Source organism: Flavobacterium agrisoli, from assembly GCF_016522065.1.
GTDB classification, from domain to species: Bacteria; Bacteroidota; Bacteroidia; order Flavobacteriales; family Flavobacteriaceae; genus Flavobacterium; species Flavobacterium agrisoli.
In genome coordinates, this window is sequence record NZ_JAEHFV010000003.1 from 1 (window position 1) to 16585 (window position 16585).

10 protein-coding genes are annotated in these 16585 nt (G+C 34.7%); 7 read left to right on the forward strand and 3 right to left on the reverse strand.

The window, feature by feature from the left end; translation table 11 throughout:
• Positions 1 to 218 precede the first annotated feature (218 nt).
• The 7 genes from I5M07_RS08320 to pafA all read left to right on the forward strand — a co-directional run bounded on the left by I5M07_RS08320 (position 219) and on the right by pafA (position 9005).
• Positions 219 to 1553: an MATE family efflux transporter gene (locus I5M07_RS08320; RefSeq protein ID WP_200105787.1), complete on the forward strand. Its 1335-nt coding sequence runs from the start codon at positions 219 to 221 to the stop codon at positions 1551 to 1553.
• 104 nt (positions 1554 to 1657) lie between these two features.
• Positions 1658 to 2602, forward strand: coding sequence for a 23S rRNA (adenine(1618)-N(6))-methyltransferase RlmF (gene rlmF / locus I5M07_RS08325; protein ID WP_200105788.1), 945 nt, complete (start codon positions 1658 to 1660; stop codon positions 2600 to 2602).
• Between the two features lie 133 nt (positions 2603 to 2735).
• Positions 2736 to 3674 (forward strand): alpha/beta fold hydrolase, encoded by a 939-nt coding sequence (locus I5M07_RS08330; RefSeq protein ID WP_200105789.1) that lies wholly within the window; start codon positions 2736 to 2738, stop codon positions 3672 to 3674.
• A 63-nt stretch (positions 3675 to 3737) separates the two neighbouring features.
• Positions 3738 to 5729 (forward strand): excinuclease ABC subunit UvrB, encoded by a 1992-nt coding sequence (gene uvrB, locus I5M07_RS08335; RefSeq protein ID WP_200105790.1) that lies wholly within the window; start codon positions 3738 to 3740, stop codon positions 5727 to 5729.
• Positions 5730 to 5744: 15 nt separating this feature from the next.
• The gene (locus I5M07_RS08340; RefSeq protein WP_200105791.1) at positions 5745 to 6758 is read left to right on the forward strand and encodes a dipeptide epimerase; all 1014 of its coding nucleotides are present in this window, start codon (positions 5745 to 5747) and stop codon (positions 6756 to 6758) included.
• A gap of 67 nt (positions 6759 to 6825) precedes the next feature.
• Entirely contained in the window at positions 6826 to 7248 is a 423-nt protein-coding gene (locus I5M07_RS08345; RefSeq protein WP_200105792.1) for a DUF1456 family protein, read from the forward strand.
• Between the two features lie 137 nt (positions 7249 to 7385).
• Entirely contained in the window at positions 7386 to 9005 is a 1620-nt protein-coding gene (gene pafA, locus I5M07_RS08350) for an alkaline phosphatase PafA (protein WP_200105793.1), read from the forward strand.
• 73 nt (positions 9006 to 9078) lie between these two features.
• Here the strand turns inward: pafA and lysA are convergent, their stop codons facing one another.
• From lysA to gltB, 3 genes are all read right to left on the reverse strand, one after another.
• Positions 9079 to 10299 (reverse strand): diaminopimelate decarboxylase, encoded by a 1221-nt coding sequence (gene lysA / locus I5M07_RS08355; protein WP_200105794.1) that lies wholly within the window; start codon positions 10297 to 10299, stop codon positions 9079 to 9081.
• Positions 10300 to 10470: 171 nt separating this feature from the next.
• Positions 10471 to 11925 carry a glutamate synthase subunit beta gene (locus I5M07_RS08360; protein WP_200105795.1) on the reverse strand — a complete coding sequence of 485 codons (1455 nt, stop codon included), beginning with the start codon at positions 11923 to 11925 and terminating at the stop codon, positions 10471 to 10473.
• Positions 11926 to 11929: 4 nt separating this feature from the next.
• The gene (gltB, locus tag I5M07_RS08365) at positions 11930 to 16444 is read right to left on the reverse strand and encodes a glutamate synthase large subunit (RefSeq protein WP_200105796.1); all 4515 of its coding nucleotides are present in this window, start codon (positions 16442 to 16444) and stop codon (positions 11930 to 11932) included.
• Between the last annotated feature and the right edge of the window lie 141 nt (positions 16445 to 16585).

The window sequence follows — 16585 nt, forward strand, 5'->3', positions numbered from 1 at the left end:
TACTGCATTTTGTGGGAGAGTATGTCGTCGCCTTTCTTTAATCTGAAATCATTTCAGATTCTTCTAAAACCCTGTTTTGTATGAAACAGGGTTTTTTGTTTTTTATAACGTTTGAATGATTTTTAAATACTAAATTGAATATCAAATGCAGTTGCTTTATTTTTAATGCAAGTGATTCATTTTAATCTAGTTGGTTTTTATACTAATAAAGAAATAACATGAGTAAAGAAAATATAGTGGATATGACAAAAGGGCCAATTGCTCCACAAATCATCCATTTTACTTTGCCATTAATCATTGGTAATTTTTTTGTGCTAACCTATAGTGCTGCCGATTCGATAATTGTTGGTCGTTTTGTTGGTCCCAGTGCATTAGCTGCTTTAGGAGCGGCAAGTCCGGTGATGAACATAATGTTATTTTTAATTATTGGAATATGTTTAGGAATGTCGGTATTGATGGGTAATTTCTTTGGTGAAGGAAATATTGATAAACTGAAAAGTGTTATATCTACTTCAATCATAACAGGGGGTGTTTTTACTTTAGTACTTGTTATATTGGGTTTCTTTTTATCGCATTCAATTCTCTCTATAATGCAAACCCCGGCAGAAATTATAGACGATGCAACAAAGTACCTTAGGATTATTTTTATCGGTCTTATTTTTACTTTCATTTATAATATTTATGCTTGTACTTTAAGGAGTATGGGCAACTCTAAAGTTTCGTTGTATTTTTTAATAGTTTCTGCGATTTTGAATATCCTAATGGATTTATTATTTGTAGTTGTTTGGAAGCAAGGAGTAGAAGGTGCCGCTATAGCTACCGTTATTTCAGAAGCCATTTCGGTTATTTTCTGTGTTATTTACGTACGTGTAAAAGTTCCCTTTTTAAAATTTAAGAAAAATGAATTTGTTTTTGATCGTGTATTATTACGAACTATAATGAGTTATAGTTCTGTTGCAGCGATGCAACAAATTACATTGCATTTAGGAAAATTTCTTATTCAAGGTGCGGTAAATCCATTAGGAGTTGTAGTTATTGCCGCATTTAATGCTGTGACCCGAATTGATGATTTTGTAATGATTGTACAGCAAAACATTGGTCATGGTACCACCGGTTTTTTAGCGCAAAATAATGGAAAAGGGAATTCCATTAGAATACGAAAAGGATTTTTAGTTGGGGTAAAAATGCAATTTGTTTACACTGTTATTGCTATGATTATCATTTTTATTTTTGCAAAAGAACTCATGGCTTTGTTTACAGGAAAAGAAGAACAAGAGGTGGTAGATGAAGGAGTGAAATATCTTAGAATTATGTCCTGTCTTTATTTATTACCGGGTTTAACCAATATTATTCAAGGTTATTTTCGAGGTTTGGGTAAAATGAAAATTACCTTGAATGCTACGTTTATTCAAATTATTGTGCGGGTAATTTCGGCTTATTTAATTTGTTCTTATTTCGGAATAGAAGGTTTTGCATGGGCTTGCATGATCGGTTGGATTTTTATGCTGGCATATCAATTTTATGTTTTTAGAAAACTGTGGTTCAAAATATAAGTTGTGGTTATAAGATAAAAGAACTTTTTAGTATTACATTTATTGTGATAAAATCGATGGATTAATGAGAATTAGAATGGGTAAGTATATCTAGAAATTTTGCTATGAAAGAAACAAATAAAATTACAAAATCAAATTTACACCCTCGTAACTTGCATAGCGGTCATTATGACTTCGAGGAATTAGTAAAGCAAAATACCAATTTAAAATCATTTGTTTTTACCAACAATTACCAAATTACCACTATCGATTTCAGTAATCCTACTGCTGTAAAAGAACTTAATAAGGCTTTACTACAAACTTTTTATAATATTGAAAATTGGGATATTCCTCATAATTATTTATGTCCACCCATTCCTGGAAGAGCCGATTATATTCATTATATAGCCGATTTACTGGCAGAATCCAATAACGGTATAATTCCTAAAGGAGCAAATGTAACAGGATTGGATATTGGAGTAGGTGCTAATTGTATTTATCCTATTTTAGGAAATGCTCTTTATGGATGGCATTTTGTTGGAACAGATATTGATGCTAAGGCATTAAAAAATTCGGCAGAAATTATAAACAATAATGCTCATTTAGTCAATTCTATTAATTTACGTTTGCAATCTGAATCACGTTTTATTTTTAAAAATAATATTGATAATGACAGTCGTTTTTCTTTTGTACTATGTAATCCGCCCTTTCATAAATCGGCCGAAGAAGCTACAAAAGGTACTTTACGCAAAATAAGGAACCTTAATTCAAAAAAAACAACTGAAAAGATTTTAAACTTTGGTGGGAAAAGCAACGAATTGTGGTGCGAAGGGGGAGAACTTAAATTCATTACTGATATGATTTACGAAAGCAGAAAGTTTAAAACTAACTGTTTATGGTTTACCTGTTTGGTTTCTAAAAAAGAAAATCTAAAACGAATTTATAATGTCTTCAAAAAAGTAGAACCAAACAGAATAAAAACGATAGAAATGGCGCAAGGAAATAAAGTAAGCCGATTTGTAGCGTGGACTTTTTTAAACGAAGCAGAACATCAAAACTGGAAAATTTAATAGAAAATCTTAATTGATTGCATAATTCCTGAATGAGGAAATGCTGTGTTGAAATTATTGTATTTTAAAGGTAAATATTGAAACTTTTTAGGTAAAGATTAGGGTAATTTAGTAGAAATATAATTTTATTCCTATGCCTAAAATAGCCTTTCCTTTATTCTTATTATTTTTGATTGTCGGTTGTGCATCTTCTAAAAATCAAAAATTTGATGATTACGTTTTTAAAAATAAAAAAGAAAAACAAGTTTATATCGATTCCTATGATGCCTCTTTAAAAACGTGGGGTGTGGATTATGTAGAAGAAGATATTGTGACCGATTTTGGTAAGGCACATGTCATTCAAGCGGGACCTAAAAACGGCAAAAAACTAGTTTTATTACATGGTATGGACGCCAGTTCAACGATGTGGATTCCCAATATAAAAGCCCTAACTAAAAATCATCGCATATATGCAATTGATTTTTTAATGGAACCAGGAAAATCAACTCTAAAGTCAAAAGCTTTATCAAAAGAGGAAATTGTACAATGGTACTCTGAAATATTTAAGCATTATCAGTTGGAGAATTTTGAAGTAGTAGCTGCTTCTCGAGGAGGATGGATGGTAACTTTGCTCGCAATCACTAATTCCAATTCAATTAAAAAAATGGTGTTGTTAAGTCCGGCGCAAACCTTCGAATTTATTGATAAATTCGGGAAAACCAGTAATGCGCTTTTTCTAAAATTATTCCCTAGTGAAAAGAAATTTTATAAAACACTCAATACGTTTTCAACACATCCCGAAAAAATCAATTCGGTATATAAAAGACAGTTTTATTTGGCCAATAAATATGCAAAATCCAACACCAGTATGTTGCAAATGACGCCTTTTTCGGATGAAGAGTTGGCAAAAATTACAATTCCGGTTTTGGTTTTAATTGGCGATGAAGATGTAATCAATTCGGAAAAAAGTATCGAAAGGGCCGAAGAGTTACTTCCGAAAGGGCAAACAAAAATCATTAAAGATGCAGGCCATTTTTTATCAATAGATCAAGCAACAACTGTAAATAAAGCGATGTTGGATTTTTTAGATTAACCGAATTCTGCTAACGAATTCAAAGTTCGTATCTTTACCATTCTATTATTTACAGCTACTCACATGAAATTTCAAGTTGTTTCTGATTATAATCCAAAAGGCGATCAACCTCAAGCCATCAAAAAATTGGCAAAAGGAATTGAGGAAGAAGAAAAATACCAAACGCTTTTGGGAGTTACGGGTTCTGGAAAAACGTTTACCATTGCTAACGTAATTCAGGAAGTTCAGCGTCCTACTTTGGTTTTAGCGCATAACAAAACGTTAGCAGCGCAATTGTATTCAGAATTCAAACAATTTTTTCCAAATAATGCGGTAGAATATTTTGTTTCGTACTACGACTATTATCAGCCTGAAGCTTTTATGCCCGTAACGGGTGTTTTTATCGAAAAAGATTTATCAATAAATGAAGAACTTGAAAAAATGCGTTTAAGCACCACCTCTTCATTACTTTCGGGGCGACGTGATATTTTGGTCGTGGCCTCCGTTTCTTGCTTGTACGGTATCGGAAATCCGGTTGAGTTTCAAAAGAACGTGATTGCTTTAGAGCGCGATCAAGTTATTTCTAGGACAAAAGTGTTGCACAGTTTAGTACAAAGTTTATATGCCCGCACCGAAGCTGATTTTAATCCGGGCACTTTTCGAATTAAAGGCGATACCGTCGAAGTGTATCCAAGTTATGCTGATGATGCATACCGAATTCATTTTTTTGGTGATGAAATTGAAGAAATAGAATCGTTTGATATTAAAACTTCACAAGTTATTGAGCGTTTTGAAAAGTTAACGATTTATCCGGCCAATATGTTCGTGACTTCGCCAGATGTATTGCAAAATGCCATTTGGGAAATTCAACAAGATTTAGTTAAGCAAGTTGATTATTTTAAAGAAATTGGTAAGCATTTAGAAGCTAAAAGACTAGAAGAACGAACCAATTTTGATCTAGAAATGATTCGCGAATTGGGTTATTGTTCTGGAATTGAAAATTATTCGAGGTATCTCGATGGAAGAGAAGCTGGTACAAGACCCTTTTGCTTGCTGGATTATTTCCCTAAAGATTATTTAATGGTGGTAGACGAAAGTCACGTTACAGTTTCGCAAGTGCACGCCATGTATGGTGGCGACCGAAGTAGAAAGGAGAATTTGGTAGAATACGGTTTCCGATTGCCTGCAGCGATGGATAATCGACCGTTGAAATTTGAAGAATTTGAAGCCATGCAAAATCAAGTTATTTATGTTTCTGCCACTCCAGCCGATTATGAATTGCAAAAATCAGATGGGGTTTATGTAGAACAAATTATTCGTCCCACAGGCTTGCTTGATCCTATTATAGAAGTTCGTCCAAGTTTGAATCAAATTGATGATTTAATAGATGAAATTCAACAAAGATGTGAATTGGATGAACGTGTTTTGGTCACGACTTTGACTAAAAGAATGGCTGAAGAATTAGCCAAATATTTAACCAAAGTGAGTATTCGTTGCCGTTATATTCATTCTGATGTTGATACTTTGGAGCGAATAGAAATCATGCAAGATTTACGAAAAGGTTTATTTGACGTATTAATTGGTGTTAATTTACTTCGTGAAGGTTTGGATTTGCCCGAGGTTTCGTTGGTGGCAATTTTAGATGCCGATAAAGAAGGTTTTTTACGCAGCCATCGATCTTTAACGCAAACGATTGGTCGAGCTGCCCGAAATTTAAACGGGAAAGCCATTATGTATGCCGATAAAATTACCGACAGCATGCAAAAAACAATAGATGAAACCAATTATCGCAGAACCAAGCAAATTAATTATAATAGCGAGCATGATATTATTCCGCAAGCCTTAAATAAAAAAATAGAAAGTGCATTTACTAAAAATACTTTGGTAGATTATGAATTAGGAAATACACTAAATACTGCAGCAGAACCGGATACTACGTATGCTTCTAAGGCAGAAATAGAAAAAATGATTCGGGAGAAAAGAAAAGCAATGGAAAAAGCAGCGAAGGAACTTGATTTTCTGCAAGCGGCCAAATTGCGTGATGATATAAAAGCGCTGCAGGAACAGTTAACTTAAGGATTAAAGCTATTTATGAAACTTACTTTACACGCTTTTGATTTACCGCTAAAAGATACCTTTACCATTTCCAGAAAATCAATTGATAGTCAGCCGACTTTAATTGTGCAGCTTTCAAAGGACGGTTTTTCTGGCTTTGGAGAAGCGACTTCTAATCCGTATTATAATGCTACTATTCCCAATTTAATAGAAACGATTGAGAAAATTCGACCAGAAATTGAATCTTCTGAGGATTTGTCTCCTGAAAATTTTTGGTTTAAAATGAATGAATTGTTGCCTGATAATAAATTTGCGCTTTGTGCTTTGGATAATGCCTACACCGATTGGTATGCTCGTCGTCAAAACCTAAAATTATACGAATTGTGGCACTATAAAATGAAGACGAATCCCATAACGAATTATACTATCGGAATCGATTCTATCGAAAACATGATTCAGAAGATGAAAGCAAAACCATGGCCACTCTATAAAATTAAATTGGGCACCGCAGATGATTTAAAAATAGTGCAAGAGTTGAGAAAACATACAGATGCTATTTTTAGAGTTGATGCAAATTGTGCTTGGACTGTGGAGCAAACGATTCATTTTTCTGAAAAATTTAAAAAATTAAGCGTAGAATTTATTGAACAACCTTTAGATGCTGCAAATTGGGAAGGACAACGCGAAGTATTCCAACATTCTGTTTTGCCTATCATGGCGGATGAAAGCTGTATTTTAGAATCGGATGTTAGCAAATGCAAAAATTATTTTCATGGAGTTAATATAAAATTGATGAAATGTGGTGGCGTTACGCCTGCGCGAAGAATGATAAAAACAGCCAAAAAGTTACATCTAAAAACAATGGTAGGTTGCATGACCGAATCGACAATCGGAATTTCGATTATAGCGCATTTGTTACCCGAACTGGATTTTGTTGATATGGATGGTGCGCTGTTATTGTCTAAAGATATTGCTACAGGCGTTACGATTTCCAATGGTATTGTTCATTATAATACTGAAAATGGTTCGGGAACAGAATTAATTGCTTGATTTTTTAGCTCAGAAGAAATTGAAATTAGCATCTGAATTAACCTTACCTTTGTAAAAAATAAAAACGATGACCAATAACGATATTTTAAAAAAATTACGTGTGGCTTTAATGCTTCGCGATGATCAAATAGTAGAGATTTTAGAATTAGTAGATTTCAGAATTTCCAAATCGGAATTAGGCGCTTTTTTTAGAGCCGAAAATCATCCGAATTACATGGAATGTGGCGATCAAGTTTTGCGTAATTTTTTGAATGGTTTGGTGATTTATTTAAGAGGGACGAAGGAAAATCCTAAAAACCCTACAGATGTTTTGAATAAGCAAAAATCGGAAATCAAAAAAGATCATTCTCTAAAAGAAAAAAATGAATCGGATAAAAGCATAAAAAACAATTCTAAAAAGAAACCCACTTTTAAAGCTAAAAAGGCCACTCCTAAAATACAAGTTGTAGAAAAAGTAAAATTCAATAACGGAAAGAATAAAAAATCTTAAGGAAACTTAAGATTTTTTATTTTGTAATCGGTTTCGTTTTTCAATGTTAAAGTAAAGTCAATTCTTTATTTCCTCTATACTATAAATTAGTTTATTGCGTGTTAATCTGTATTTTTGTTACAAATTTTATTGAAAACATGAAAAAAAGTATTGCTTTGGTAACTTTCTTATTGGTTACCGCTTTTAATGTAAAAGCACAAGAACGACCAAAATTAGTCGTTGGAATTGTAGTCGATCAAATGAAAATGGAGTATTTATACCGTTTCTCAGATGATTTTTCACCAAATGGTTTTAAACGATTAATGGCTGATGGTTACGTTTTTCAAAACATGCATTACAACTATATGCCAACCTATACAGCTCCAGGTCATGCTTCTATTTACACCGGCACAACGCCTGCCACACATGGAATTGTGGGTAATGAATGGTTTAGCCGAAAACTAGGAAAAGATATGTATTGTACCGATGATGCAGCTGTTACCACAATAGGTGATGGCACGGCAGAAGAAGGTGCTATGTCTCCAAAAAACCTATTGTCAACCACCATTACGGATGAAGTTCGTATGGCTACCAATTTTAAAGGTAAAGTAATTGGAATTAGTATAAAAGATCGTGGTGCAATTTTACCAGCGGGTCATTTCGCCAATTGGGCCTTTTGGTTTAGTAAAACAGGATCCTTTATTTCGAGTTCTTTTTATGGTGCCGAATTGCCTAAATGGGTAACCAAGTTTAATTCTCAAAAAAACTACCTTCCTTATCTTAAAAAAGGTTGGGACTTATACAAACCCGAAAGCACTTACAACGAGAGTTTAGCCGATAACAACCCGTATGAAGGTAAGTTATATAAAAGCGAAACGCCAACAATGCCGTATGATTTGAAGGATATGTACGAAAAAAATGGACCGAGTATAATCAAATCGACTCCTTTCGGGAATGATTTATTGGCCGATTTTGCCAAAGAAGCTATTGCAAACGAAGATTTAGGAAAAGACAATATTACTGATTTTTTAACGGTTAGTTTTTCTTCAACGGATTATGTGGGGCATTTATTAGGGCCACGTTCTAAAGAATTACAAGATACTTATTTGCGTCTGGATCAAACGTTGGCTGACTTTCTAGCGTATTTGGATAAAACAGTTGGAAAAGGTAATTATTTGCTTTTTTTAACTGCAGATCATGCCGGAGCCGAAAATGTTAGCTATTTAAAAGATAACAAATACAACGTTTCTTATATTAGTCCAAAAGACATTCGTAATGGGTTAAAAGAATTTTCAATGCAAAAATTTGGTACCGATTTGTTATTGGATTATTCTAATTTTAATGTGTTTTTTAATAAAGAAATGATTAAAAGTAAAGGATTGGATTTAGCAATTGTTAAAAAAGAGTTTCAAAACTATTTGATGAAATTGGATTTTGTGAAACGTGTTTATTCAGAAGAAGAGATTTTGAATTCTTCTAGTGCTGATTATTATTTGAATTTTATTCGTAAAGGATATGATGGCACTCAAAATGGGGATTTGGTAGTTTTGGAGAAGCCAGGTTATTCAGAACACGGGGCTTTAGGAACCTCACACGGAACGGTATATAGTTATGACACACATGTACCTGCTATTTTTTATGGATGGCACATCAAAGCAGGCGAATCGTACAATAAAAAAGAAATTACTGAGATTGCGCCTACAATTGCCCAAAAAATTAAAGTGACTTTTCCGAACGGTACAGCAGCCAATGTTTTAGAAGAAGTTCTTGATAAATAAGAAAAAAATGATGATATAAAAAAGGGGAATCAAAATGATGTTGATTCCCCTTTTTTTATAACTATTTAGAGTTTTATACAGTGCCTACCGTTGTTGGCAAAGGAATTTGATTTCGTAATAAATCATCAAAAGTTTCGTGTGCACGAATTAAATGTCCTTCTCCTTTAATCCACAAAACTTCGGCTGGTTTGTAACGTGAGTTGTAGTTGGATGACATAGAGAAGCAATACGCTCCTGCATTTCTAAAACATAAAATATCACCTTCAGCAATTTCTGGAATTCTACGGTTGCTAGCAAAAGTATCTGTTTCGCAAATGTAACCCACTACCGAATAGAAACGCTCTTTTCCTTTAGGATTAGAGATATTTTCAATATGATGTTGTGAACCATAAAACATAGGTCGAATCAAATGATTGAAACCACTGTCAATTCCTGCAAAAACAGTTGATGTAGTTTGTTTTACCACATTTACTTTGGCTAAAAAGTAACCGGCTTCACTTACTAAAAATTTACCCGGCTCAAAAATTAAAGTTAGATCTTTACCGTATTCTGTACAGAATGCATTGAATCTTTTAGATAATTTTCTACCCAATTCTTCAATATCAGTTTCGATATCGTCTTTTTTGTAAGGAACTTTAAATCCACTTCCGAAATCTAAAAATTCAAGATTTTTGAAGTTTTTGGCAGCATCAAACAAAATTTCAGCAGCGTATAAGAAAACCTCAATATCCAAAATATCAGAACCCGTATGCATATGAATACCAACAATATTAATGTTAGTGTTCTCAACAATTCGAACCAAATGTGGTAATTGGTGTACCGATATACCAAATTTACTATCGATATGACCAACCGAAATATTTTCATTTCCACCCGCCATTACGTGCGGATTTATACGAATACATACAGGAGCATTTGGGTATTTAGCACCAAATTGTTCTAATATAGAAAGGTTGTCAATGTTGATTTGCACCCCTAATGCGGCAACTTCTTCAATTTCTTCTAAAGAAACACCGTTGGGAGTAAAAAATATTCTATCTGGTTCATATCCAGCGTGTAAGCCGAGTTGTACTTCTTGGATAGAAACTGTATCTAAACCAGACCCCATATCTTTTAAAAGTTGTAAAATAGCCACATTCGATAATGCTTTCATAGCATAATTAATGCGTAAATTTTCAACTTTAGAAAAAGCTTTGGTGAGTCGGTTATATTGGGATTGGATTTTTTCCGCATCATATACGTATAACGGAGATCCGAATTGTTCTGCTAATTGCAGTAAATCTTTTGATTGCATTTTTTGAGTATTTTCAGCAAATTTATTACTCTTTTGATGAACTGCAAACAAAAAAAAAAAAAATAACAAATTGTAACAAATTGTTCAGAAATAAACAACTTGTGAGCTTTTGTCATGTTTTTATAAAAAAAGCCTTTGATGTCAAATCAAAGGCTTTTACTGTTTTATAAATTATAGTGCAGGCAAATCACCATTTTCTTTAGTTGGTAAATCGGATTTACCCATTAAATAAATGTCTAATTGGCGAGCTGCTTCTCTACCTTCTGAAATAGCCCAAACAATTAAAGATTGTCCGCGACGCATATCTCCAGCAGTAAAAATATTTGGAACATTGGTTTGATAATTACTAGCTTTATAATTACTTCTAAAGTCAGTTTCCAATCCTAATTGTTCGCTGAGTGTTTTTTCTGGTCCTGTAAAACCTAATGCTAATAAGGCCAAATCACAAGGCCAAATTTTCTCTGAACCTTCAATTTCGACTAATTCAGGACGTTGACCTGGAACAATTTTCCATTCTACATTTACTGTTTTTAAAGCAGTCAATTTACCAGAAGCATCTTTTATGAATTCTTTGGTATTGATTAACCAGTTTCTTTCACAGCCTTCTTTGTGAGAAGTTGATGTTTTAAGTTGTAAAGGCCAATAAGGCCATGGAGTTGAAGCGCTTCTTCCTACTGGAGGTTTTGGCATAATTTCAAAATTGGTAACTGATTTCGCACCGTGACGGTTAGAAGTACCAACGCAGTCAGAACCTGTATCACCGCCACCAATAACAATAACATCTTTACCAGTTGCTAAAACTTGATTTTCGATTTTTTCTCCAAAAACCACTTTTGTTTGTTGGGTTAAGAAATCCATAGCTTGTACCACACCCTCCGCATCAGCTCCTGGCGTTGGCAAACCACGTCTTTCGGTTGCACCTCCACAAAGCATGATAGCATCAAATGCTTTTAAATCGTTGATATCATAATTAATACCAACGTTTGTATTTACTTTAAATGTAATTCCTTCAGCTTCTAAAATAGTCACACGTCTGTCAATAATTCCTTTTTCTAATTTGAAATTCGGAATACCATAACGCAATAATCCACCAATAGCATTATCACGTTCAAAAACAGTTACCGTATGTCCAGCTCTGTTTAATTGTTGTGCGGCAGCCAAACCAGCAGGTCCTGAACCTACAACAGCAACCGTTTTACCTGTTCTTGTTTTAGGTGGTTGTGGTTTAATCCAGCCTTCTTTAAAGGCACGCTCCACAATATTTTTTTCAATATTTTCAATTGAAATTGGATCTTCAATAATTCCTAAAACACATGCTTTTTCGCATGGAGCAGGGCATAAACGTCCTGTAAATTCAGGAAAATTATTTGTAGAATGTAAAATCCAAGAAGCTTTTTGCCATTCTTCTTGATAGACCATGTGGTTGAAATCTGGAATCAAATTTCCCAGAGGACAGCCACTATGGCAAAACGGAATTCCACAATCCATACAACGCGAACCTTGAGTTACAATTTCAGATTCGGATAACGGAATAGTAAATTCGTTATAATTTGTTACACGCTCTTTTACTTCAATATATGATTCGTCTTGTCTTTCAAAATCTTTAAAACCTGTTACTTTTCCCATTGTATTATGCTGTTAATTCTTCTACCATTTGTTCTTCTGTCTCTAAACGTTTAAGTGCTTTTTTGTATTCAGTAGGCATTACTTTTACAAAATTTTGCAAGCTGTTGTTCCAATCATTTAACAACGCCGCTCCTTTGCTACTTTTGGTGTAAAGAACATGTCTTTCAATCAATTCTTTCAAGTCATCAGCATCGCTGCCTTCTACTGTTTCAAATTCGATTGTTTCAGTATTGCACAATCCGTTTTTAAATTTGTTTTCTGGATCGTAGATGTAAGCGATACCTCCGCTCATTCCCGCAGCAAAGTTTCTACCTGTATTACCAAGTACGACAACTTTTCCGCCAGTCATGTATTCACATCCGTGATCTCCAACTCCTTCAACAACAGCAATTGCACCAGAATTACGTACGGCAAAGCGCTCTCCAGCGATACCGTTAATGTAGGCTTGTCCTTCAATAGCTCCAAACAAGCACACATTTCCAACAATGATATTTTTATCGGCCTCAAAAGTGGCTTTTGCAGGTTTTTTGATAATAAGTTTGGCTCCAGATAATCCTTTTCCTAAATAATCATTCGTATTACCCTCTACGGTAAAAGTCAATCCATGAGCACTAAAAGCACCTAAACTTTGTCCAGCAGATCCTGTGAAATTAATATTTAAAGTATCTTCTGGTAAACCTAAGTGACCGTAAATTTTAGAAATTTCGTTACTTACAATAGCTCCAACAGAACGGTTGATATTATTAATTGGATAGGCTAAAGTCATTTTTTCTTTTCGGTACAAAGCACGGTGAGAATCTTTTAAGATTTGGAAATCAAGAACGTTATCCAAACCATGATCTTGTTTCTCGGTGTTACGAACTACCATTCCTTTATAACTTGCAGGTCTGTGTAGGATAGAAGATAAATCCAATCCTTTTGCTTTATAGTGATCAATTGCTTTGTTAGCGTTAATCTTATGCGTTTGACCAATCATTTCTTCTAAAGTTCGGAAACCTAGTTGCGCCATAATTCCTCTTAATTCTTCCGCAACATAGTAGAAGAAGTTAATAACGTGCTCTGGAGTTCCTTTGAAATTTTTACGCAATTCTTTGTCTTGTGTAGCAATTCCAACCGGACAGGTATTTAGATGGCATTTACGCATCATAATGCATCCAGAGGCTACTAACGGAGCTGTTGCAAAACCAAACTCTTCAGCACCCAATAAAGCAGCAATCGCTACGTCACGACCTGTTTTTAATTGACCGTCACATTCTACCACAATACGGCTCCTTAGGTTGTTTAGTACCAATGTTTGTTGGGCTTCTGCCAATCCAAGTTCCCAAGGAAGTCCTGCGTGTTTTAATGAGGTTAATGGAGAAGCTCCTGTACCACCATCGTAACCCGCAATTAATACTACATCCGCTTTCGCTTTGGCAACACCTGCAGCAATGGTTCCTACACCAACTTCCGAAACTAATTTCACATTAATGCGCGCTTCTCTGTTGGCATTTTTTAAGTCAAAGATTAATTGAGCTAAATCTTCAATAGAATAAATATCGTGGTGGGGTGGAGGCGAAATCAATCCCACAAAAGGAGTCGAATTTCTAGCTTCGGCAATCCAAGGTAAAACTTTTTCACCTGGTAATTGTCCACCTTCTCCAGGTTTAGCACCCTGAGCCATTTTGATTTGAATTTCTTTAGCACTTGAAAGATAATGGGAAGTTACACCAAAACGTCCCGATGCAACTTGTTTAATAGCAGAGTTTCGGCTGTCTCCGTTAACATCTGGTTGAAAACGTTTTCTGTCTTCTCCACCTTCACCCGAATTGGATTTTCCTCCAATACGGTTCATTGCAATTGCTAAGTTTTCGTGTGCTTCTCTTGAAATCGATCCGTAGGACATCGCACCCGTTTTAAAACGTTTTACAATGTCAGTCCAAGGTTCCACTTCTTCTAACGGAATAGGATCCAGATTGTCAAATTCAAATAAACCACGAATCGTCATCAAATTTTTTGCTTGATCGTTTACGGTATTCGAATACACATCATAACTATCCTGATCACTCAAACGAACGGCTTGTTGCAATTTGGCAATTGTTGTCGGATTAAACATGTGTCTTTCTCCGTTTCTTCTCCATCGGTATTCACCACCAATGTTTAATCCCAAACGATTTGCTACTAACGTATCTGGGTAAGCATATTTGTATCTTTCTGTGATTTCTTTTTCAATTTCATACAAGCCAATACCTTCAATTCTTGACGTGGTATAAGGGAAGTATTTTTGAACAAATTTAGAGTTGAAACCAACAATTTCGAAAATTTGCGAACCTCTGTAAGAATGTAATGTCGAAATTCCAATTTTGTTCATGATTTTTAATAAACCAGAACCAATTGCTTTGTTGAAATTGTCAACCGCTTTTTGTTCGCTAATTCCAGTTATAAAACCTTCTTGAACTTGAACGCGAATGATTTCGTTAACCATGTACGGGTTGATAGCACTTGCACCATAACCGAACAAAGTAGCAAAGTGATGTGGTTCGCGAGGCTCTGCAGATTCGATAATGATATCAAAATAAGAGCGTTTTCTCAAACGGTTCATTTGGTGGTTCACATACGAACAGGCCAATAAAGATGGAATAGGAGCAAATTCTTTGTTTACACCTCTATCAGATAAAATAATGATATTGGTTCCTCTTTCAACAGCTTTGGTAATTTGAACAATGATGGCATCTAACGCATCTTCAAGACCATTTAAACCTTGCGCTTTTGGATACAAAATTTCAAAAGTTTCGGCTTGAAAATGTTCGATAGAGATGTTTCTGATTTTTTCTAAATCATCATTTGAAATAACGGGATTCTGAATTCTTAATTTCAGACATTGTTTGCTAGAGATGTCAAAAATATTACGGTCTTGACCTAAAGCCAAACTAATATCAGTAACAATTTCTTCACGAATACCATCCAATGGTGGATTGGTTACTTGAGCAAATAATTGTTTGAAATAATTCGAAATTAGTTGAGGACGATCAGACAATACGGCCAAAGGTGTATCGGTACCCATTGATCCTAAAGCTTCTTTTCCGCTTTGTGCCATTGGAGTAATGACGTCTTGTATGTCTTCAAGCGTATAATTAAATAAACGCTCTCTTGTTTTTAAATCGATAGTTTCAATTGGACATACTTCCGAAGTGGTAGGAACATCTTTTAAATGCAAACGATGTTGATTTAACCATTCTTGATAAGGTCTTTCCGAAACAATTTTACTTTTAATTTCTTCGTCGTTAATGATGCGTCCTTTGTTCATGTCTACCAAGAACATTTTTCCTGGCTCCAATCTTCCGTGACTTTCTACATCTTCAGGGTCTATATTGACAACTCCAATTTCAGAAGCCATAATTAATTTACCACTTTTGGTAACCGTGTAACGAGACGGGCGTAAACCATTTCTGTCCAATAAAGCACCAATGTAGTCACCATCGGTAAAAGGTACCGATGCAGGACCATCCCAAGGCTCCATAATACAAGCATTGTACTCGTAAAATGCTTTGCGCTCAGGTGACATAGTTTTGTGTTTTTCCCAAGCTTCAGGAATCATCATCATCATTACTTCAGGTAATGAACGACCAGTGTGTGTTAAAAGTTCCACTACCATATCCATCGAAGCAGAATCCGATTTTCCTGGTAAAATAATAGGGAATAATTTTTCAATTTGAGGTCCAAAAACCTCACTTTTCATGATTTCTTCACGAACACGCATTCTACTCACGTTTCCGCGTAAGGTGTTAATTTCACCATTTTGGCACATGAAACGGAAAGGTTGAGCCAATTCCCAAGTAGGCATGGTGTTGGTAGAAAAACGTTGGTGTACTAAGGCCAAACGAGTCACTAAATCAGATTGTTGAAGATCGGTATAATACGGACCGATATCTTCGGGCATTATTACTCCTTTATATATTATAGTTGTAGTAGACAAACTTGGAACATAAAAATAACTGCTTTGAGATATTTTAGAGTTGGCTACAACGTGTTCTGTAATTTTACGTCCGGCATATAATTTTGCTTTGAAAACATCATCCGAAATAGCGTCTTTTTTTTCAATAAAAATTTGTTCAATTTTAGGCTCAGAAGCCGAAGCAATTTCTCCCAATTGAGAAGAATCAACAGGAACTTCTCTCCATCCTAAAACAGAAAGTCCTTGTGCTTCGATTTCTTTTTCAAAAATTTCTTTACAAAAATCGTATTGATTTTCGATTTGAGGTAAAAAAACCATACCAACAGCATATTCTCTGGCAGCAGGCAATTCAAATCCACATACTCTCACAAAATAATCGTGAGGAATATCAATTAATAATCCAGCTCCATCACCAGTCTTTCCATCCGCACTTACGCCTCCTCTGTGTTCTAATTTGACCAGAATTTCGAGAGCATCGTGTATAATTTGGTTTGTTTTTTCTCCTTTGAGGTTACAGATAAAACCAGCTCCGCAGTTTTCATGCTCAAATTCGGGCAAATAAAGGCCTTGTTCTTTAACTTTCATTCTTAATATTTTTTTTTTACAAAAATAAAGATTTCGTTAAACATAATGCATCAAAAAGAGGGTAAGGGGTTAATTTTTACAGTTATATTAGAAAACACGTTATTAAACATCAATATTATTAAATATACATTCCTGTATTGA

What these genes read in the sequence shown, in the direction of transcription:
- I5M07_RS08320 (WP_200105787.1), top strand. Translation starts at nt 219, where the DNA reads ATGAGTAAAGAAAATATAGTGGATATGACAAAAGGGCCAATTGCTCCA.
- rlmF (WP_200105788.1), top strand. Translation starts at nt 1,658, where the DNA reads ATGAAAGAAACAAATAAAATTACAAAATCAAATTTACACCCTCGTAAC.
- I5M07_RS08330 (WP_200105789.1), top strand. Translation starts at nt 2,736, where the DNA reads ATGCCTAAAATAGCCTTTCCTTTATTCTTATTATTTTTGATTGTCGGT.
- uvrB (WP_200105790.1), top strand. Translation starts at nt 3,738, where the DNA reads ATGAAATTTCAAGTTGTTTCTGATTATAATCCAAAAGGCGATCAACCT.
- I5M07_RS08340 (WP_200105791.1), top strand. Translation starts at nt 5,745, where the DNA reads ATGAAACTTACTTTACACGCTTTTGATTTACCGCTAAAAGATACCTTT.
- I5M07_RS08345 (WP_200105792.1), top strand. Translation starts at nt 6,826, where the DNA reads ATGACCAATAACGATATTTTAAAAAAATTACGTGTGGCTTTAATGCTT.
- pafA (WP_200105793.1), top strand. Translation starts at nt 7,386, where the DNA reads ATGAAAAAAAGTATTGCTTTGGTAACTTTCTTATTGGTTACCGCTTTT.
- lysA (WP_200105794.1), bottom strand. Translation starts at nt 10,299, where the DNA reads ATGCAATCAAAAGATTTACTGCAATTAGCAGAACAATTCGGATCTCCG.
- I5M07_RS08360 (WP_200105795.1), bottom strand. Translation starts at nt 11,925, where the DNA reads ATGGGAAAAGTAACAGGTTTTAAAGATTTTGAAAGACAAGACGAATCA.
- gltB (WP_200105796.1), bottom strand. Translation starts at nt 16,444, where the DNA reads ATGAAAGTTAAAGAACAAGGCCTTTATTTGCCCGAATTTGAGCATGAA.